The 19,956-nt window shown below is 70.0% G+C and carries 16 protein-coding genes; 8 read left to right on the top strand and 8 right to left on the bottom strand.

The window, feature by feature from the left end; genetic code table 11:
- The first annotated feature begins 6 nt into the window (after window positions 1-6).
- Window positions 7-1,023, top strand: coding sequence for an AIR synthase family protein (locus BMX17_RS09600; protein ID WP_092659402.1), 1,017 nt, complete (start codon window positions 7-9; stop codon window positions 1,021-1,023).
- Here BMX17_RS09600 and BMX17_RS09605 read toward each other — a convergent pair.
- From BMX17_RS09605 to BMX17_RS09615, 4 genes are read right to left on the bottom strand one after another with little or no spacing between them, the layout of a single operon-like run.
- Window positions 1,020-2,462 (bottom strand): DUF7519 family protein, encoded by a 1,443-nt coding sequence (locus BMX17_RS09605; RefSeq protein WP_139203459.1) that lies wholly within the window; start codon window positions 2,460-2,462, stop codon window positions 1,020-1,022. The two genes, BMX17_RS09600 and BMX17_RS09605, sit on opposite strands and share 4 nt — an antisense overlap.
- Complete coding sequence (locus BMX17_RS09610) at window positions 2,459-3,760, bottom strand: DUF58 domain-containing protein (protein WP_170845371.1); 1,302 nt, start codon at window positions 3,758-3,760, stop codon at window positions 2,459-2,461. Before BMX17_RS09610 ends, BMX17_RS09605 begins: the two co-directional genes overlap by 4 nt.
- A complete protein-coding gene (locus tag BMX17_RS26040; RefSeq protein ID WP_170845372.1) occupies window positions 3,757-4,458 on the bottom strand; it encodes a DUF7269 family protein in 702 nt (233 codons plus the stop codon). The genes BMX17_RS09610 and BMX17_RS26040 overlap by 4 nt, the downstream gene beginning before the upstream one ends.
- Entirely contained in the window at window positions 4,455-5,450 is a 996-nt protein-coding gene (locus BMX17_RS09615) for a DUF4129 domain-containing protein (RefSeq protein ID WP_092659408.1), read from the bottom strand. The genes BMX17_RS26040 and BMX17_RS09615 overlap by 4 nt, the downstream gene beginning before the upstream one ends.
- A 43-nt stretch (window positions 5,451-5,493) precedes the next feature.
- On the opposite strand from BMX17_RS09615, the gene BMX17_RS09620 reads away from it, so the two are divergent.
- The gene (locus tag BMX17_RS09620) at window positions 5,494-6,537 is read left to right on the top strand and encodes a M48 family metalloprotease (RefSeq protein WP_244514973.1); all 1,044 of its coding nucleotides are present in this window, start codon (window positions 5,494-5,496) and stop codon (window positions 6,535-6,537) included.
- On the opposite strand, the gene BMX17_RS26045 is transcribed toward BMX17_RS09620, so the two are convergent.
- The gene (locus BMX17_RS26045; protein WP_170845373.1) at window positions 6,538-6,684 is read right to left on the bottom strand and encodes a hypothetical protein; all 147 of its coding nucleotides are present in this window, start codon (window positions 6,682-6,684) and stop codon (window positions 6,538-6,540) included.
- Between the two features lie 217 nt (window positions 6,685-6,901).
- On the opposite strand from BMX17_RS26045, the gene thiD reads away from it, so the two are divergent.
- Together thiD and BMX17_RS09630 are read left to right on the top strand one after the other, a co-directional pair.
- Entirely contained in the window at window positions 6,902-8,269 is a 1,368-nt protein-coding gene (thiD, locus tag BMX17_RS09625) for a bifunctional hydroxymethylpyrimidine kinase/phosphomethylpyrimidine kinase (protein WP_092659413.1), read from the top strand.
- A 79-nt stretch (window positions 8,270-8,348) separates the two neighbouring features.
- Window positions 8,349-10,193, top strand: a complete 1,845-nt coding sequence (locus BMX17_RS09630) for a PAS domain S-box protein (protein ID WP_092659415.1) — start codon at window positions 8,349-8,351, stop codon at window positions 10,191-10,193.
- Window positions 10,194-10,217: 24 nt separating this feature from the next.
- On the opposite strand, the gene BMX17_RS09635 is transcribed toward BMX17_RS09630, so the two are convergent.
- From BMX17_RS09635 to BMX17_RS09645, 3 genes are all read right to left on the bottom strand, one after another.
- Window positions 10,218-11,729 (bottom strand): alpha/beta hydrolase family protein, encoded by a 1,512-nt coding sequence (locus tag BMX17_RS09635; RefSeq protein ID WP_092659418.1) that lies wholly within the window; start codon window positions 11,727-11,729, stop codon window positions 10,218-10,220.
- Window positions 11,730-11,811: 82 nt separating this feature from the next.
- Window positions 11,812-13,077 carry an ABC transporter permease gene (locus BMX17_RS09640; RefSeq protein WP_092659420.1) on the bottom strand — a complete coding sequence of 422 codons (1,266 nt, stop codon included), beginning with the start codon at window positions 13,075-13,077 and terminating at the stop codon, window positions 11,812-11,814.
- The gene (locus tag BMX17_RS09645) at window positions 13,074-14,012 is read right to left on the bottom strand and encodes an ABC transporter ATP-binding protein (protein ID WP_092659422.1); all 939 of its coding nucleotides are present in this window, start codon (window positions 14,010-14,012) and stop codon (window positions 13,074-13,076) included. Before BMX17_RS09645 ends, BMX17_RS09640 begins: the two co-directional genes overlap by 4 nt.
- Before the next feature lie 122 nt (window positions 14,013-14,134).
- Between BMX17_RS09645 and mutS the strand changes: the two genes are divergently transcribed.
- The 4 genes from mutS (at window position 14,135) to BMX17_RS09665 (ending at window position 19,953) form a co-directional block, all read left to right on the top strand.
- A complete protein-coding gene (gene mutS / locus BMX17_RS09650; protein ID WP_092659424.1) occupies window positions 14,135-16,816 on the top strand; it encodes a DNA mismatch repair protein MutS in 2,682 nt (893 codons plus the stop codon).
- 129 nt (window positions 16,817-16,945) lie between these two features.
- Window positions 16,946-18,628, top strand: coding sequence for a flavin-containing monooxygenase (locus BMX17_RS09655; protein ID WP_244514974.1), 1,683 nt, complete (start codon window positions 16,946-16,948; stop codon window positions 18,626-18,628).
- Window positions 18,629-18,678: 50 nt separating this feature from the next.
- Window positions 18,679-18,969, top strand: a complete 291-nt coding sequence (locus tag BMX17_RS09660; RefSeq protein ID WP_092659427.1) for a cyclase — start codon at window positions 18,679-18,681, stop codon at window positions 18,967-18,969.
- Window positions 18,970-19,020: 51 nt separating this feature from the next.
- Window positions 19,021-19,953: a DUF5995 family protein gene (locus BMX17_RS09665; RefSeq protein ID WP_092659429.1), complete on the top strand. Its 933-nt coding sequence runs from the start codon at window positions 19,021-19,023 to the stop codon at window positions 19,951-19,953.
- Window positions 19,954-19,956 lie beyond the last annotated feature (3 nt).

Below are 19,956 nucleotides of genomic sequence, written 5' to 3' on the forward strand. Positions count from 1 at the left end.
CCCTGTATGACAGACCTGGGCAAGGTCGACCGGGACTTCTTCGACGCGCACATCTACCCACACCTCGGGGCCGACCGCGACGACGAGATCCTCGGGCCACAACACGGCGTGGACTTCGGGGCCATCCGGATCGGCGAGCAGGTCGTCGCGATGGCGACCGACCCCGTGTTCGTCATGCCCTCGCTGGGCTTCGAGCGGGCCGCGTGGTTCGCCTTCCACATCCTCATGAGCGACGTGGCCGTCTCGGGGATCCCGCCCACGCACCTCAGCGTCGACTTCAACCTCCCGCCGGAGATCACCGACGAGGAGTTCGAGACCGTCTGGACGACCTTCGACGAGGAGGCCCGCGACCTCGGTGTGTCGATCGTCACGGGCCACACCGGCCGGTACGCCGGTTGTAACTACCCGATGGTCGGCGGCGGGACGCCGCTCGCGGTGGGTGATCCCGACGACCTGGTTCGGCCCGACGGGTCCCGTGAGGGCGACCGCGTGATCGTCACGAAGGGGCCGGCCATCGAGGCGACCGGCCTGCTCTCGATCCAGTACGAACCCCTGCTGGCCGAGGCCGTCGACGCCGACACGCTGCAGGCCGCACAGGACCGCTTCTACGACATGAGTCCCGTCAGGGACGCACTGACGGCCGCCGCGGCGGGGCCGGTGACGGCGATGCACGACGCCACCGAATGTGGGATTTACGGCGGCCTGTTCGAGATGGCGCGTGCGGCCGAGGTCCGCATCGAGATCGAGCAGGACGCGGTGCCGGTCCAGCCCGGCGTCGTCGAGGCCTGCGAGTTCTTCGAGATCGATCCCTGGATCTCCATCAGCGAGGGGACGCTCCTGGCGACGGTCGATCCGTCGGGTGTGGACACCGTACTCGCGGCCCTCGACGACGAGGGGATTCCGGCCGCCGACGTGGGCGAGGTCGTCGCGGGGTCGGGGCTGGTCGTCGACGGGGAGGAGCGAGACCACCCCGGACGGGACCCATTCTGGGCCGCCATGGAGGAGTACGCCGAGAAGCGCTAGTCGAACAACGCGAAGCCGAACGCAGCGATCGCGGACAACGCGAGGGCGAGCGAGAGCGTCGCCCGCCAGCGCGGGATCGCGGCGGTCAGCGGTCCGACGACGAAGAGCGCGGCCCACGCGAGGCCAACGGCGACGCCCCCGACCAGCACCGACGCCGCGGCGTGGACGAACTCACCGCGCTGGGTCGGCGCGTCCGGCCCGACGGTTCGCCCGAGGTCAGCTGCGGTCGCGCCCACGTCCCAGACGACGAACGCCGCGGCCACGCCGGCGAACGCGATCGGCGGGAAGACGGTCGGCGCGGCCAGCAGCGCACCGACGGCCAGCAGCGCTGCCCCCAGCGCGAACCCGGGGGCACCGTCGGGGACGCTCCGGAACCGGACCAGCACCGCCATCGCGCCGGACACGAGCAGGACCGCGACCAGCGCCGCCAGCACGACCAGCGGGGCGACGGCGACCACCGCCGGCGGCGCAGCCGCCAGGCCGAAACTCGCGAGCGACCCCGGGACGGCGACGATAACGACCGTCACCAGCGAGACAGCGACCCCGCCGGCGGCGTACGCCAGCGTGTGGGGCGGGCTCGGTGCCAGCCACCCGACGAGGAGTCGTCGGCCGACCTCGCCGAGCAAGACGGCGAGGACGAGACACAGGACCACCGCCAGCGAGAGGTGTAACACGCCCGACGCGAGCGTGATACGAACGACCGCGCCCAGGACCGGGAGCGCGGCGAGCGCGGCGTCGAACTGCCGGGGGACGAGCGACAGGAGCAGTAACTGCACGGACAGCGCTCCCCAGTACCACCGTGACACGTCTGTGAGCGACACGCCGAGGTGGGCCAGATCGGCGAGGACGCCATCGATCCTGTCGGTCGTGTCGCCGACCCACGACTCCAGAACCACCGTCGCCAGGTCGAGCGCGAGGACGACGGCGAGCGCCTGCAACTGGAGCGCGACGAGGAGCGCCAGCGACGGCCAGGCCGACAACGGTGGGATGGCCGCGACCGCACTGCCGGTCGCCGGAACGACGCCGGCCGCGACCAGCACGCCGCCCATCGCGACCAGAAAGAGGACGAGCCCCGAGTGAACCGTCGTCCTGACCAGGTGCCGACCCAGCGCGGTCACGTCGCCGGCGACGGCGTCGACGCCGACGGCCAGCACGGCCAGCGAGACACAGACCGTGACCGCCAGCCCACCGGCGAACAGCCCGTAGCCCAGCGGCCACAGGAGCGAGAGGCCACCGACGGCGAGGCCGAGGCTCCCGGCGGTCCGGATCGCAGTCGCGTCACTGGCGAGCGCCGCGGCACTCCGGGCCACCAGCAACGCGCCGCCGACGCCGACCAACACCGACAGTGGGGACCCGACCGCGGTCCCGAGTCCCAGCGCGGCGACGACGGCGACCGCGAGCGCGACTCGCCGGCCGAACCGCGTGGCGTGGCCAGTCACCCCGACCACCCCGCGGCGGCCCGCTCGAAGGCGGCTTCGAGCGCGTCGTCGCGCGACCAGTCCACCGTCCGGACACCGGCCCGCTGGAGTCGCCGGAGCCGCACGTCCCGGTCGAGGCGGTCGAGGGTGCCACCGGTCGACGCGCCCGCAGTCGCGTCCGGGCTGACGACGAGGACGGAGTGGTCGCGCGCCCGGAAGTGCTCGGCCACGTCGACGGCGTCGTCGGTCAACAGCGGCGAACAGAATACCACCTGCGTCTCCGGGGGAATCCGTTCGGTGAGGTCGGCCAGCGCCCGGTCGAGCGCCCGATCCACGGCATCGTCGCCCAGCGTCGCCCTGGTCGTGAGGGACACGGCGTCGACCGCGTCGCCGTCGGCGAGGAACCGCTCGACCGCGACGGCCTGCTCGCGGCCGGCCGCGGCCGGGAGGTAGGCGGTCCGGTTCCCGAGGGTCGCGACGCCGACGTGGTTGCGTCCGTCGAGCAAGGTCCCCGCGAGCCTGGTGATCGCCTCGGTCGACAGCGAGAGTCCCGTCGGGTCGCCGGGGCGGGGAACGGTGCGAGCCGACGCGCTGGTGTCGACGACGAACAGCACCGTCGCCGCCCGCGTCTCGCGGAACTCGACGGTCGTCAGTTCCCCGGTCGCGGCGAAGCGCTTCCAGTCGACCCGCCCGACGGGGTCGCCGAGCCGGTAGGGCCGGGTCGCGGCGAAGGTCACGCCCTCGCCGCCGGCGTCGGTCTCGATGCGACCGGTAGCGGCGGTCGCCGCCTCGGTCAGGGGGAACGCGTCGGCGGTCGTCTCGCAAGTCACCGTCGTCCCGACGCCGGCGTCGAGGCGGCGCTCGCGGCCGCCGCCGACCGACCGGACCGTGATCGTGGGACCGTCGAACACGAACTCACCCCGCCGCGCGCGGACGGTGTAGGTGAGCGTCGTCTCCTCGCCCGGGCGGAGGCTGGTACAGCAGGCGGTGTCGCCGTCGACGACGGTGAGCGCGTCGGGCACACCGTCGGCGATCCGGACCTCGGGAAGCGCCGCCTCGCCGACGTTGGCGACCGAGAGGGTCACCGCGACGGCCTCGCCGGGTCGGGGCCGATCCTCCGTCACCGACCGCTCGACGGCGAGGTCGGGCTCGGGAAGCGCGTGCAGGCGAGCGGACGCCGCGTAGCCCAGCGGGACGACAGCCCCTAGCAGGACGGTGACGCTCCCGAGGGCGACGCCGACTGCGGTGACGACCAGCGCTGCCGGGACGGCGGCCGAGAGCGGGTCGAAACCCGGCTCGCCGCCAGACCCCTCGGTCACGCGATCTCGACCTCCGTGTCGGCGTCGGCCCGCGCGGCCAGTTCCGCGACTGCGGCCCGGGCGCGGCGCTCGAAGGGGCGACCGCTCAGCCAGTCCACGACGCGCACGGCCGGCGGCGGTGTCGCGTCGCCGAGGAACGCCGCGGCCCGCGGGTCGTCGGTCCAGGTACCCTCGTCGAGACGGACACTCGCCGTCTCCGGGTCCAGCCCGTCGTGTTCGACCAGCACGGTCTCGGCCACGCCCCGGACGCGACTGCGGACCTCCCAGCGGTCGTCGTTGATCGACCACGACTCGCGGCGCTTCGGGGCCGCCAGCCGCGAGAGTGCCTCGTCGACAGACTCGCCGGCGACCCGAACGTCGCGCTCTTGCTCGTCGTCGGCCTCGTCCGTTTCGGCGGTCCCGGCCGGGTCGGGCGGTGTCGACGAGGGGATGCTGAACGGACCGCCGTTCACGTCGAACCGACCGCGAACCGCACCGCGTTCACGGCCCGAGGGCCGGAGCCGTGCCAGCCAGTCCGTCGAGACGAGTCCCGCCATCCCGAGGAGGGCGAGCAACGCCGCGGTCCCGAAGACGACCGTCGCTACGGACGCGTTCGCCACGGTTCCCCGGATCACTGCGGGGACGGGCGCAGCGGCGACGGCGACGGCCAGCCCGAGCGCGACCACACCGACGGCGGACAGGAGCCGACGCCGGGTCATCGGTCACCCTCCAGCGCCCGCCTGATCCGCCGGACGGCGGCCAGCGCCCGCTCGGTCCGGTCCTCGGTCCGGCGGTACCCGCCGTAGGCCACGCGGCGGAAGGCCCGGGTGAGCCGTTCGACGGGTCCGGCCGGGAGGCCGGCCTCGACGGCTGTGGCGGCGAGTTCGCCGGGCGTCTTCGTCTCCGGCCGCTCGACCGGGAGCGCCTCGACCATCGCCAGCCAGGCCGCCTCGATGGTGGCCGGCGACGGCTCGTCGCCCGCCTCGACCTCGCCGTCCGGAGCCGGGTCGGGCGTCGGGTCCGGGGCCGTCGCGTCGCTGTCGCGCGCACCGGCGAACACACCGGCCAGGCCCCGCGGGATCGCCACGACCACGGCAGCCAGCCCCCGCGAGACGGCAGCGGTCACGTCCGCGAGCGTTCGACCGATGCCGGCGAGGGCGCTTCCCGTCCCGCGCGTGAACGCGCCGGTGACAGCTCCGAGATCGCCGAGGACCCGCGGAACGCCGGTCGAGACGCGGACGAGAAACGCGACCGTCCCCTGTGCGACCGCCTGTGGCACCGAGAACACGGACACGGCCGGGATCGGCAACCGGCCCAGACCCGGCCAGTCGCGGGCCTTCCCTTCGAGGGCGACCGCGACGATCAGAATCGCGACGAGGAACACGCCGGCGACGAGGGCGAGCGGGCCACCGCCGGCCCCACCCGTCGAGTCGGCGGCCGCGGTCGAGTCCTCCGGCGTGGGCGTCGGGGTCGGCGTGGGTGTCGAGGGCTCCCCGGGCGGTTCCGGCGGTGGGTCGCCGCTCGGCGCGGTCGCGTCGCTCAGGCCACCGAGGAACGCGACGAGCGGGTCCGTACCCGCGCCCCCGCCGGCCCCGCTGGGCGTGGGAGACGGGACGCTTCCGAACCCAGCCGCGGGCAGGAGGGCGGCGGCGAGGAAAACGGCGAGGGCCGCGAGGGCGACTGGCCCCACCCGATCTGCGTCGGGGACCACTGTTACCGGGAGGTACTTGTCACTCGATCATATGGTTTGGGATGTGCCCTCCAGCACGGACCGAACGCTGACCCGGCGGATCGGGACGACCCTCGCGGCAATCGTGCTCGTCGACCTGCTGGTGGCCGGTCTGCTCGCCGCCCTGCTGGTGCCGTGGCTGGCACCGCTCGGGACAGCCGCGGCCGCGCTGGGCGTCTCGCTCCCGCCGGCGGTCCGGTGGCTCGCCGTCCTCGTTCCGGGGGTCACCGTTCTGGCGGCGGCTCAGTTGTGGTACGCGCGACGGCGACTGCTGGCCAGCGTCGATGCGACACCCGCGACCGAGGCGAGCCACCCCGATTTGCTCGCGCGCGTCCGCCGACTGGCGACGCTGGCCGACCTGTGTCCGCCCGCGGTGGCGATCGTCGACAGCGACACCCCCAACAGCTTCACCGTCGGCGGCCTCACCGGGTCGACACTGGTGGTCACGACGGGGTTGCTGGCGGAACTGGACGGCGACCTGCTGGACGCCGTGCTGGCCCACGAACTCGCACACGTCGCCAACCGGGACGCCGCGGTGCTGACGCTCGCCACCTTCCTCCCGGCGCTGGTCGAGGACCGGACCGCGCTGGTCCGCCCGCGGACCGCGACGGGGGTCGCGACGTGGCTCGGCTGTCTCGTGGTCGGCTATCCGCTGGCGGCCGCGGTCGTGGACGCGCCACTGTTCAGCGCGGCGTACGCGGCCCGCTACGTCGCGCTGGTGTTTGCCTGTCTCCTGCTCGGGGGGATCGTGGTCGGTATTCTGGCCGTTCCCGCGACAGTGCTGGCCGGGCGACTCGCGCGCGACCGGGAGTTCGCGGCCGACCGCGCCGGGGCGCTGTTGACGGGCGATCCGGCGTCGCTGGCGCTGGCGCTGGAACGACTCGACGGACACGACCGACCGTCGACCGACGCCCGGCGGAGCGAAGCCCTGGCACACCTGTGTCTGTTGCCCCAGGAATTCGGATCGGACACCGAGAATGAGGGGTTCACGCTCGACGTGCGAACCCACCCCAGCACCGGCCGCCGGATCGAGCGCCTCCGGTCGCTGACGGCCGAACTGGAAGGATAGTTACTGCTCGACCGGCGAGACTGTGTTCGACTGGATCCACGCCGCCTTGGCGTCGCGGTCGTAGACGATCAAATCGCCGTCGTCGGTCTCGAACTCGCCGTACTTCTCGTCGATCTCGGTATCGATCCGTTCTGCTGGTTCTGCCATTGTTGTGTTCACGCGCGGCCGTGGTGTGCCATCACACCACGTCCGTCGCGTCTCACCCGTATGGGAGCCGTTGGCAAATATAAGCATTGTGCTGAATGTTGTATGGAATATTGTTAGCATACTAGGACGGATAAGGGACGGCGCTCGCTCGCGGTCGATGGCTCGCCGACGGGAGTCACCGCTAGCAACTTAGTGCGTGCCGACCCGACTCCGGGGTATGAACCGACGAGCGGCACCGGAGTCCCGGCCGGTCGCGTTGACCGTCGCCGGGAGCGATTCCGGCGGCGGCGCGGGCATCCAGGCGGACCTGAAGACGATGGAAGCCTGCGGAGTGTTCGGGACCAGCGCGATCACGAGCGTCACGGCACAGAACACCCGCGGCGTCGCGGGGACCCACCTGCTGCCGACCGGAGAGATCGAGGCCCAACTGGACGCCGTCCTCGACGACTTCGACGTGGGCGCGGTGAAGACGGGGATGCTCGGGACCGCCGAAGTCGTCGAGACGGTCACAGCGTACGCCGACCGCCTCCCGAACCTCGTGGTCGACCCGGTGATGGTGGCGGCCTCGGGCGACCGCCTGCTCGAACCGGAGGCGGAATCGGCCTACGAGGACCTGATCGGCGCGGCCACGCTCGTGACACCCAACGCCGACGAGGCGGCGGTCCTGACCGGGATCGAACCCGGGACCGAGGACGAGATGCGGGCGGTCGGCGAGCAACTGCGCGACCTCGGCGCGACCGCCGCGCTGGTCAAGGGCGGCCACGTCGAGTTCGCCGACGACGACCGAGCCGACGAGGTCGTGGACGTGCTGGTGACCGACGAGACCGTCGAGACGGTCCGACATCCCCGCGTCGAGACCGACGCGACCCACGGATCGGGGTGTACCCTCTCCAGCGCCATCGCGGCCCATCTGGCACGCGACGAGGACCTCACGACGGCCGCCGAGGCCGGCGTCGACCTGCTCGCACGGGCCGTCCGCTATCCGCTGGACGTGGGTGAGGGACCGGGGAGCGTCCACCACACGGTCGAGGCCCGGGATCGCGCCGCCCGCGAACCGACGGCCGAGCGCGTCACCGAAGTCGTCGAGCGGTTCGTCGACCGCGACGTGTCGTCACTGGTCCCGGAAGTCGGGATGAACGTCGTCGGTGCGACACCCTACGCCGAACGGCCCGACGAGACCGCTGCCGTCGAGGGCAGAATAACGCGAACGCGCTCGGGCGTCCGGCCCAACCGCGGCGTCCGCTTCGGCGCATCGAGTCACGTCGCACGCTTCCTGATCGCTTGCCGGGAGTTCGACGCCGCCCGGCGGTTCGCGGTGAACTGCCGGTTCGGCCACGACGTGGCGGCGGCGCTGGCCGATCTGGACGGCGAGGTCGTTACGGTCGACGATGACGCCCCCGACTCGGCGGGGTCGATCCAGCGGTGGCTGGCCGAGACAGCGTTCGAGCGGGCCGACGGGTCACCCGTCGCGGTCGTCGACCAGGGCGGGGTCGATCGGGAACCGATGGTGAAACTGCTGGCCGACGACGCCGCGGCGCTGGCGGCTCGGACGCTCGCGGTGTGTGACACCATCGACACCGCGTAGGCTGATATACCAGGTATTTTTCCACCGTTCGATTCCGGAAAACATTCAATGGGGTCGGCAAGACTGGCAAGCAAGACTGGTGACGACCGACGACACAGCTCCAGGGGTGGTGGTAGCCGACCTCGCGGACACCGCGTTCGACCTCGGGACCCACCTGAACGGGGACGCGGTCGAACGGGTAGTGACGGCCTCCGCGATCCGTCGTGTGATAGTGGACACCGAGCCGGATTGCGTCGTCGTGACCGGCGAAGCGCCGGACGGAGCGTGGCGGCGGGGCGTCGACACCGTTCGCGCTGTCGACTCGACGCTACCCGTCGTCCTGGTCGCGCCGGACGGGAGCGAGCGACTGGCGGCCGCGGCGGTCGAGGCCGACGTGGCCGCGTACGTCAACCGCGCGGCGGAGTCGGACCCGGGCGGTCGGCTCGCGGCGGCGGTCGAGGCGGCCGTCGGGCAGGGTTCGGGAGACCGCCCCGCCCGGAGCGGGTCAGCCGCCGAAGACACCCGGATCGATCACTACCGGACGCTCGTCGAGACCGCCGGCGATCCGATGTACGTGCTGGACGCGGACGGGAACCTGCGGCTGTACAACGATGCCATGGCCGAGCGGGTGGGCTACGAGGACGCGGACCTCGTCGGCGAGAGCGTCGAGCGGTTCACGACGGCCGATTCGCTGGCGACCGCCGACGCGGCCATCGAGCGCCTGCTCGCCAACGGCGGCGGGACCCACGAGACCGTCGAGATCGACCTGCTGACCGCAGCCGACGAGCGAGTGCCCTGTGAAGTGTCGCTCGCGCCCGTCCGGGACGACGACGGGGCTTTCACCGGGTCGGTCGGCGTCATCCGTGACATCACCGACCGGCGGGCGCGCGAGCGGGAACTCGAACGCGACAAGCGGATCTTCGAGACCGTCCCCGACGTGATCTTCGCGGTCGACGCCGACGGGATCGTCGAGACGACCAACGAGCGCGCGAGCGACGTGTTCGGGATCGACCGGGCGGATCTGATCGGGCGGTCCTACACCGACCTGCTCGACGCGGACGTGGTCGGCCGGGAGGCAGTCGACCGCTATCTGGAGACGATCGCACGACTCCTCGATTCCGACACCGACGCGCCGGGACGGTTCGAGGTCACGCTGACGACGCCCGACGGCCGGGACCGCACCTACGAGGTCCACGTCACGCTCCGGTCGATCGACGGCGAGTTCCGGGGCACCGTCGGGGTCATGCGCGACATCACCGAACGGACGCGCCGCGAGGCGGAACTCGAACGCCAGAACGAGCGGCTCGAACGCTTCGCCAGTGTCGTCTCCCACGACCTGCGCAACCCGCTCGAAGTCGCACGCGGCCGGCTGGAACTCGCCCGTGAACGCGGCGACGACCGCCACCTCGAACACGTCGACAGTGCCATCGACCGGATGGAGACCATCGTCGACGACCTGCTCGCGCTGGCTCGCCAGGGGACCGCGGTGCAGGACACCCAGCTGGTCCGACTCGACCGGATCGCCCGGTCGGCCTGGGAAGTCGTCGACACGGGCGAGGCCACGCTGACGGTCGCGAGCGACTGCACCGTCCGCGCCGACGGGAGCCGCCTCCAGCAACTGTTCGAGAACTGCTTCCGAAATTCAGTCGAACACGGCGACAACGACGCCACGTCCTCGCCCGTCTCGGTCCGGGTCGGCCTGCTCGCCGACGACGGCCGCCCCGACGGCTTCTACGTCGAAGACGACGGCCCCGGTATCCCCGCCGACCAGCGCGACCAGCTCTTCGAGTACGGGACCGCCGGAAGCGACGGCGGGATGGGGCTCGGGCTGGCCATCGTCAAGGACATCGTCGACGCCCACGACTGGCGGATTCGCGTCGCGGACGGCACAGCCGGGACCGGCGCACGCTTCGAGATCACCGGCGTCACCGTCCGCGAACAGTGAATCCGAACGAAGGGTGCCGGGCGGCTACCGCGGTCGCTGTGGCAGACTCACGCTGGACTCGCCGGGGCGGACCGTGACGCCGTCGGACTCCCGGGAGTTCAGGTAGTACGGACTGGAGACCTCGATCTGGAGGCCCAGCGTGTCGCTCGGTGAGACGAACCGCTGGAGCGTCGGGAACTCGAAGCTGATACGGGAGACACCCGAGCCCTCGATCCGGTAGGCTTCCCCGATACCGTTGATGGGGTCGCCGTTCCGGAGCATATTGACGAAGATGCGGGCCTCGGGGCCGTGCACGTCCAGCGAGAGGTCGATCTGTGGCGTGCCGTACCACTCGGCGCGGTCGCGCACGTCCCAGGTGTAGGTGACGTTCGAGTCGTACCACCAGCTCCACTGCTCGATGCGGTCGTCCCCGTTCGCGTCGGCGGTCCCGAGGTCGTAGGTGACGACCTCGGTGTCGTCCGGTGGGAACTGCTCCTCAGCACGGAACTCCTCGCGCTGTTTGAGGTAGGTGTTCGACTGTGCGATGTCGGTGCGCTCGCCGCGGAGGTGGCGGTCGAACCACGTGTTCACCAGTCCGTTCATGTGCCCCCGCTGGTCGAACGGGACGGTGATCTCCTCGGGGGCGTGGCCGCCCTCGTAGAAGGCCAGTCGGGACTCGACGCCCCGATCCTGCAGGGCCCGGTAGGTCCGGACGGCCTCGATGGGCTTGAACAGCGAGTCGTCCCATCCCTGTACGAGGAACGTCGGCGTGTCGTAGTCCTCGAAGTACGGGAAGGAGCGGGATTCGTTGGCCTCGAGGATGCCCGGTGGCAGGTCGTTGGTTTCGAGCGCCTGCTCGTACCAGTCGTACAGCCGCGGGTCGATGTTGGTGTCCGGGCCGATCAGGTTCGAGCTGATCCCCCCGAGTCCGAGCAGGATCGACAGCCAGCCGATCTTGATGACGCCGTTCGGTGCCAGCGAGTACTGCAGGTCGTTCCACGTGATCCGCGGCGCGACCGCGTCGATCCGGTCGTCGGCCGCCGCCGCCGAGAGCTGGATACCACCGGCGTAGGAGACGCCGTCCATCCCTACTTTCGGGTCGTCGGTAGCGTCCAGCGCCACCTCCGGCCGGTTGGCCAGCCAGTCGACCAGCCGCCGGGCGTCTTTGATCTCGTTGGGTCCGTCGAGCCCGACGGTCCCCTGGGAACTCCCGAAGCCGCGCGAGTCGTAGGTCAGGACGTTGTAGCCGTTCTTGGCGTGGAACTTCGCCTTCGGCGCTGTCAGCGGCGACTCACGGAACGCCCCCCAGCCGTGTGTCATCAGCACCGCGGGCTGTGGCTCGCTGGCGTCTGGCGTGTACAGCGTCGCCTCGAGCTGTGTACCGTCCCAGGACTCGATGGTGTAGTCCTCGGTCGTGACGCCCGACCCGAACGACGCCGTCGCCGTGCCGACCCCCGTCGCGAGCGCCGTCAGGGCCGCCCCCGAGGCCCCGAGGAATCGTCGCCGGTTCACGCGTCCGTCTGTACCACTGTCGCCTGCACTGTGGTTCTCCCCCATGATACCCACCAACAATCATCGAGGACACACACATCAAGGTGTTTTTATTCACCGTTTATTGCCGGTAATATTTGTATTCGTGCTACAGGTCCTGCCAGGTAGTCAGGCGGATAGCCGCGACGAGCGCGAGGGCCGCGCCGACGCCGAGGATCGCGAACGGGACCGCGACGCCGTCCGTGGTGTCGAGGACCATCAGCCGACGGAGTCCCCGGTGGAAGTGATACACCGGGAGCAGTGTGGCGGCGGTCTGGAGGGACGCGGGCATCAGGTCGAGTTCCCAGAACACACCCGAGACGAACATCGTCGGGAGCGCGACGGCCATGCCGAGACTCGTCGCGGCGTCGGGACTCCGCACGAGGCTCCCCAGCGCCATCCCGAAGCCGGCGAACGTCACGGCGCCGAGCAGGATCAGGGCGATCGAGAGGGGACCGGGGATCACGGTCACGCCGAAAGCGAGGTGAGCCACGACGACCATGAGCGCGGTGACGAGGACGGCCAGCACGGCCTGCATGACGACGTTCGCGAGGATCCAGTCCCGCTTTCGCAGGGGCGTGGCGGCGAGTCGCTTGAGGGTGCCGTCGCTCCCGAATCCGGCGACGATCGACGGGAGCGTGACCAGTCCGTTGATCAGCACGACCGCCGCGATCAGCGCGGGGAGGAAGTAATCCACGCCCGTCAGATTCCGGCTCCCCAGATCGCCGGTCGTCACCGTCGTCGGTGGCTCCTCCACGCCCAGTGCCTCGTCGTTGAAGCGGGCCACGACGCTCCCCAGAACGCCCCTGACCGCGGGGGCCGTCTCGTCGTCGCTGGCCGCGTAGAAGACGATCTCGGCGGGACCGCTCACGTTCGTCCCGTTGGTCATCGCCCTCGTGCCACGACGTATCTCCGTCCGGTTCGTCCCGTTCAGTCGTGTCTCCGTTTCGTTTTCGTCGAGGCCGGAGAGGGCCCGATTCACCGTGTCGAGGATGACGGCCCGGCGGGCACGCGCGCTCCCCGCCCGCACCTGCTCGTCGAAGCCGTCGGGGACGACCACGACACGGGTCGCACCCGTCGTATCGCTCTCCCGGTTCCACGCGGTGACGTTCCGGTCGGGGTCGATCGTCCGGACCGAGAGGACGTCCGTCTCGTTCAGCGCCGTCACGAACGTCTCTGAGAGGTTCGTCGGCTCGCCGTCTGCCGTCCGGTCCTGGTTCTGGACGTAGACGGTAAACTCGCCGACGCCGCCGCCGAACACGGCGCTGAAGATCACGAGCAGGACGACCGGAAACAGGAAGGCGAAAAACACCGCTTCGCGGTTGCGCAACCAGTCTTTCGACAGCGCGGTCAGCAGGGCTGGAACGCGTCTCACCGGAGGTCACCTCGGCTGTCGACCGTGCCGCCCGCCAGTCGCAGGAACACGTCTTCCATGCCCGCGCCGGTGAGGTCGATCGACCGGTCGCCGTCGAGCTCGTGGAGGCGGCCAAACGCCGCCTGGGCGCGCGAGCGGTCCTCGAAGAGCCCGACGAGATCCCCCACGTCGTCGCGGTACACCTCCGTCGCCGCCTCGCGCAGGGCCGTCTCGACGGCGTCGTCGTCACCCGTCGTCTCGACGACGAGTTTGATCTCCCCGCCGTACTGGTCGACGAGCGCGGACACGGCGTCGACCGCGACGGTCGCCCCATCGACCAGCAGCGCGGCGCGGTCGGCGAGTTCCTCGACTTCGGCCATGTTGTGGGTCGTCAGCACGACCGTCGTCCCGAGGTCGGTCAGGCGCTCGATCTGCGCCCAGGTGGTCCGTTTGGCCGCGGGGTCGAGGCCGGTCGTCGGTTCGTCCAGAAAGAGGATATCCGGATCGCTCACCAGGGCCATCGCGATTCCAGTCCGGCGCTGGTACCCGCCCGAGAGATCGCCGAAGCGCGTCCCCGCATACTCGGTCAGGTCGAGGCGGTCGAGGACCGCACCGGGATCGGACCCGTCGTCGTACAGCCGGCGGGCCAGCGCGACGTTCTCCCGGACGGTCAGCCGGTCGAACGTGTGAAACGACTGCGGGACGACGCCGATCCGGGCCTTGATCGCGCGGGGGGATTCGGTCACGTCGTGCCCGAGGACGGTCGCGGACCCGCTCGTCGGCGACCGGAGACACTCCAGAATCTCGACTGCCGTCGTCTTGCCCGCGCCGTTGGGGCCGAGCAGTGCGAAGATCTCGTCGGCCCGCACGTCGAAGGTCGCGCCGTCGACGGCGACCGTGTCCCCGTACACCTTGGTGAGCCCGTCGACGCTGATGACCGGATCGGCCGCTGTCATCGGTTCTCTCTCGATCCATCACGACCACTGACCCTAAATCCTGTCACTGATTCGATGTTGCGAGCGCGACCGCGTCGGCCGGACCCACAGCGTTTTATCCGGTGTCGCTCCCAGACCAGGGTATGACAGAGGCGACGGGCATCGTCGGGGAGTTTCTCGCCCTCAAGGCGGAGACGGATGCGGATCTGCTGGCGATGCAGTGCGGTGACTTCTACGAGTTCTTCGACGAGGACGCCGAGACGGTCGCGGACGAACTGGATCTGAAGGTGTCACAGAAGTCCTCACACGGGTCGTCGTATCCGATGGCGGGCGTGCCGGTCGACGACCTCACCCCCTACCTGACGGCGCTGGTCGAACGCGGCTACCGGGTGGCCGTCGCCGACCAGCACGAGACATCGGACGGCCACGAGCGGGCGATCACGCGGATCGTGACGCCGGGGACGTTGATCGAGACGCCCGACGACGACGCCCAGTATCTCGCGGCCGTCGTCCGCGAGGGCGACGGGTACGGCGTCGCCGCCGCGGACGTGACGACCGGGCAGTTCTTCGTGACCAGCGTCGACGGCGAGGACCGCGAGGGGGCGCTGTTGACCGAGTTGTACAAGTTCGATCCCGCGGAGGTGTTGCCCGGGCCGGACGTGCGGGCCGACGAAGCCCTGCTTGATCGGATCCGCGAGCGGACGACGGCGACGCTGACGCTCCACGCCGCGGAGTCGTTCGCGCCGGGGCGAGCGCGCCACCGCGTCCGCGAGCAGTTCGGCGACGATACCACCGAGAGCGTCGGCATCGACGACGACGAGGCCGCGATCCGGGCGGCCGGCGCAGTGCTTTCCTACGTCGAGGAAACCGGCCAGGGGGCGCTGGCTTCGGTGACCCGTTTGCAGACCTACAGCGGGAGCGACCACGTCGAACTCGACGCGACCACCCAGCGCAACCTCGAACTCACCGAGACCATGCAGGGCGACCGGTCGGGCTCGCTGTTCTCGACCATCGACCACACCGTCACCAGCGCCGGCGGTCGCCTGTTGAGCCAGTGGCTCGTCAGACCGCGGCAGTCCCGGCGAGAACTGGAACGGCGACAGTCCGGGGTCGCCGCGCTCGCCGAGGCTGCGATGGCCCGCGAGGACCTCCGGGAGGTACTCGACGGCGCGTACGACCTCGAACGGCTGGCCAGCCGGGCGGCCTCGGGGAGCGCCGACGCGGGCGACCTCCTGCGGGTCGCCGAGACGCTGGCACTCCTGCCCCGGTCGGCCGAGGTGATCGAGGGAACGGACCGGCTGGCGGAGTCCCCGCTCGCCGAGGTCGTCGCCGACGCCGACCGCGAGTCCGCCGCCGATCTGGCCGCCGAGCTGGACGAGGCGTTGGCAGACGATCCCCCGAGCACGGTCACGCAGGGCGGCCTCTTCCGGCGGGGCTACGACGACGAACTCGACGAAATCATCGAACAACACGAGGCCGCCAAGGAGTGGATCGAGACGCTCGATCAGCGGGAGAAGGGGCGGCATGGAATCACTCACCTGCAGGTCGACCGGAACAAGACCGACGGCTACTACATCCAGGTCGGCAAGAGCGAGGCCGACGACGTGCCCGACGAGTACGAGGCGATCAAGACGCTCAAGAATTCCGAGCGGTTCACGATTCCCGAACTGGAGGAGAAAGAACGGGAGATTCTCCGACTGGAGGAGCAACGGGGGGAGCTGGAGTACGAACTGTTCCAGAACCTCCGCGAGCGGGTGGCCGACCGGGCGACGCTCCTGCAGGACGTGGGCCGGGCGCTGGCGGAACTCGACGCGCTGGCGAGCCTCGCGACCCACGCCGTCCGCAACGACTGGACCCGGCCGGAACTGGTCGAGGGCCGGGACCTGGACATCCGGCAGGGTCGCCACCCCGTCGTGGAACAGACCACCTCCTTCGTCCCGAACGATCTCTCGATGGACGACGACCGCCGCTTCCTGATCGTTACTGGGCCGAACATGAGCGGGAAGTCGACGTATATGCGCCAGGCGGCGCTGATCACGCTGCTGGCCCAGATCGGGAGTTTCGTCCCCGCCGAATCGGCACGGGTGGGGCTAGTCGACGGTATCTTCACACGCGTGGGCGCGCTGGACGAGTTGGCCCAGGGCCGGTCGACGTTCATGGTCGAGATGCAGGAACTGAGCAACATCCTGCACTCCGCGACCGACGAGTCGCTCGTGATTCTGGACGAGGTAGGCCGGGGGACCGCCACGTACGATGGCATTTCCATCGCGTGGGCCGCGACGGAGTACATCCACAATCAGGTCCGCGCGAAGACGCTTTTCGCGACCCACTACCACGAGTTGACGGGACTGGCCGACCACCTCGACAGAGTCGAGAACGTCCACGTGGCCGCCGACGAATCGGACGGCGACGTGACCTTCCTCCGCACTGTTCGGGACGGTCCGACGGATCGCTCCTACGGGATCCACGTCGCCGACCTGGCCGGCGTCCCCGATCCGGTCGTCGACCGCTCGCGGGACGTGCTGGAACGACTCCGCGAGGAGGAGGCCATCGAGGCGAAAGGGAGCGGCGACGGCGAACCGGTCCAGGCCGTCTTCGATCTCTCCTCGGGGAGTTTCCAGCAGGATGGAGAGCGCACAGCCGAGCGAGCGACGGCCGACGGGGGAGCGGCGGCCGACGAGAGTGCGGACGATTCGACACTCGACCCGGAAACCGAAGCTATCCTCGACCAGTTGCGGGACCTCGACGTGAACGAGACGCCGCCGGTCGAGTTGCTGGCGAAAGTACAGGAGTGGCAGGCCAAACTCGACGGCGACGACGGGTGACGGATGTCGACACTGCCTCGTACCACCGGTCCGACCACCGACGCGACCAGTCGCCACTGATATATGCCCGATGTTCTGGAGGAGTGGCTTTAATTGGAGCCAGCCATTGGATATGGCCAGTGATACACAGTGTCTGACGCGGACGTGGACGCGGCCGGGGGGAGTGAGGAGACCGACGTGGACGCCGTCGTGATCGGCGCGGGATTCTCGGGCCTGTATATGCTGCACAAACTGCGCGAACAGGGACTCGACGTTCGCGTCTACGAGAAAGGCGACGAGGTCGGCGGGACGTGGTACTGGAACACGTACCCCGGCGCGCGCTGTGACAGCGAGAGTCACATCTACTGTTTCTCCTTCGACGAGGGCCTGCACCGAGAGTGGGAGTGGAGCGAGCGCTACCCCGAACAGCCCGAGATTCTGGACTATCTGCAGTGGGTGGCAGACCGGCTGGACCTGCACCGGGATATCGCGTTCGAGCGGGAAGTCACGTCGGCGACCTACGACGACGAGACGGCGACCTGGACCGTCGAGCTGGCCGACGGGGAGCGGGTCAGGACCCGATACTTCGTCACGGCGGTCGGCTGTCTCTCCGAGCCGTTCCTGCCGGACTTCGACGGACTCGGCGATTTCGAGGGCGAGTGGTACCACACGGCCCGCTGGCCCGACGAGGAGATCGACTTCGGCGACGACCACGTCGGCGTGATCGGCACCGGTTCGACCGGCATCCAGTTCATCTCGGAAGTCGGCGGCCGAGCCGACCATCTGACGGTCTTCCAGCGGACGCCCAACTACGCGGTGCCCGCACGGAACCGCCCGCTAGAAGACGACGAGTACGAAGAGATTCGCGAGAACTACGACGACATCTGGGCGCGGGCGCGTGACTCCCGGCTGGGGATGCCGTTCGACCACGAACACGAGACCGACTACGGCCTCTCGGAAGAGGAGATCCGAGAGGTGCTCGAAGAGCGCTGGCAACAGGGCGGCTTCCGCTTTCTCCACAGTTTCGAGCCGGGATCGATCCTGTCGAATCCCGAGTTGAACGACGTGGTCTCGGCGTTCATCCGCGAGAAGATCCGCGAGAGAGTCGACGATCCCGAGACCGCCGAGACACTCGTCCCGACGGACCATCCCTACGGCGCGAAGCGCCCGCCGATGGACTACGACGACTACTACGGGACCTACAACCGCGACGACGTGAGCCTCGTCGACGTGGACGAGAACCCCATCGAACGGGTGACGGCCGACGGGATCCGGACCACGGCCGCCCACTACGACCTCGACATGCTCGTGTTCGCGACGGGGTTCGACGCGATGACGGGCGCGATTCTGGCGATGGACATCGAAGGCAAGAACGGTCAGACGCTCGACGAGAAGTGGGAAGCCGGTCCCCGGACCTACCTCGGGCTCATGACTCACGGGTTCCCGAACCTGTTCACCATCACCGGGCCCCAGAGCCCCTCCGTGCTGACGAACATGCCGCTGTCCATCGAACAGCACGTCGAGTGGATCGCCGACTGCATCGCGTACATGGACGAACACGGCTACGACCGCATCGAGGCCACCGAGGACGCTGAGGACCAGTGGGTGCAGAATACCAACATGCTGGCCGAGAATATGCTGTTCTCCGAGGCCGACTCCTGGTACCGCGGCGCGAACGTCCCCGGGAAGACACAGGTGTTCACCCCCTTCCCCGGCGGGCTCGACAACTACCGGGAGATCTGTGCCCGGGTCGCCCGCGACGACTACGACGGCTTCGAACTCGGGCGGGCCAGTGGCACGGCGGACGAAGCCGTCTCCGAGCCCGGCGACTGAGTGGCGAATCGCACCCCTGATCCTTTCCCCCTCCCGCTCGCACGGCCGGTATGGCCTACATCTACGCGAAACACGAGATCGAGGACTACGAGCGGTGGGAGCGCCACCACGAGGCAAACGCCGACCGGCGGGCGGCCCACGGGTCGCTCGGGACGCAGGCGTTCCGCCCGAGTGACGACGAGAATACCGTGATCGTCCTGCAGGAAGTCGCCGACGACCGGCTGGACGAGGCGCTGGGCTACTACGACTCAGCGGAGTTCGCCGAAACGCTCGAATCGGCCGGCGTCGTCTCGATGGCTGAGTCGGCGGTGCTGGAGAAAGTTCACGAACAGGACGCCTGAAGAACTGTCCAGCCCCCTACAGCTATCAGTCGTCGCTGCGAGGGCCCGACAATGACCGCGCCGCTTCGCACGCTGTCGGCGTACGGGGACGCCGCCCGCCTGGTCGACGCCCGCCGGGTCCGGGGAATGGCCCGCGCGCTCGGCCACGACGTGGAACAGTACGACCCGCCGGACACCCCCGACGCCGATCTGGTCGCCGTCGCGCAGGGCGCGTTCGAATCGGTCGAGGACGCCGCCGAGCGCCTGCGTGAACTGGAGGACCTGCTCCGGGAACGCGACGACCGCCGAGCTGTCTTCCTGACGATCTACACCCGCATGACCGAGCGTATCCGCGCCCGGATCGAGGCCGACGGCTTCGGGGACCCGGCGTGGATGCGCGCCTACACCACGGCGTTCGCGAACTACTACCGGCGGGCGTTCCTGGCCTTCGAGCGCGGCGAACTCGGGGCCGTGCCCGACCCCTGGCGGATCGCCTTCGGCACCGCAACCGGCGACGCCCTCGTGCTCCAGGATGCCTTCCTGGGGATCAACGCCCACATCAACTACGACCTGGCGCTCACCCTGCGGGACGTGGGGATCGATCCCGACAGGGCGGCAAAGCGGGCCGATCACCGCGCGGTGAACGAGGTGTTGGCCCGGTTGATCGACGCCCAGCAGCGGGCGCTGGCCGAGGTGTACGCCGACGGAGTGGAGGACGTGGACGACGCGCTCGGTCGGCTGGACGAGCAACTGTCACTGCTCGGCCTCAGAGAGGGACGGGAGCAGGCCTGGCGGGTCGCAGTGGTCCTCACGGACGTGGGGTTCCCGCCGGTCGCGTCGCTGGCGCGGTGGGTCCTCCGGGCGACCGCGACGGGCGGGGCCGCGTTCGTCCTCGGGCCGTCGCCCGATTCGGACCTGCTGGCGGAGCTACGGCGGTTCGAGCGGGAGGGGATCGAACTGACGGCCGTGCTGGACCGGCTAGCCGACGAGTTGGCCGTCGCGTAGCCG

The organism is Halorientalis persicus (genome assembly GCF_900110215.1).
In the GTDB taxonomy this organism is placed as follows: Archaea; Halobacteriota; Halobacteria; order Halobacteriales; family Haloarculaceae; genus Halorientalis; species Halorientalis persica.

Coding starts and splice junctions, on each gene's coding strand:
- BMX17_RS09660 (WP_092659427.1), top strand. CDS start 18,679: ATGGCCTACATCTACGCGAAACACGAGATCGAGGACTACGAGCGGTGG.
- BMX17_RS09665 (WP_092659429.1), top strand. CDS start 19,021: ATGACCGCGCCGCTTCGCACGCTGTCGGCGTACGGGGACGCCGCCCGC.
- BMX17_RS26040 (WP_170845372.1), bottom strand. CDS start 4,458: ATGACCCGGCGTCGGCTCCTGTCCGCCGTCGGTGTGGTCGCGCTCGGG.
- BMX17_RS26045 (WP_170845373.1), bottom strand. CDS start 6,684: ATGGCAGAACCAGCAGAACGGATCGATACCGAGATCGACGAGAAGTAC.
- thiD (WP_092659413.1), top strand. CDS start 6,902: ATGAACCGACGAGCGGCACCGGAGTCCCGGCCGGTCGCGTTGACCGTC.
- mutS (WP_092659424.1), top strand. CDS start 14,135: ATGACAGAGGCGACGGGCATCGTCGGGGAGTTTCTCGCCCTCAAGGCG.
- BMX17_RS09635 (WP_092659418.1), bottom strand. CDS start 11,729: ATGGGGGAGAACCACAGTGCAGGCGACAGTGGTACAGACGGACGCGTG.
- BMX17_RS09600 (WP_092659402.1), top strand. CDS start 7: ATGACAGACCTGGGCAAGGTCGACCGGGACTTCTTCGACGCGCACATC.
- BMX17_RS09645 (WP_092659422.1), bottom strand. CDS start 14,012: ATGACAGCGGCCGATCCGGTCATCAGCGTCGACGGGCTCACCAAGGTG.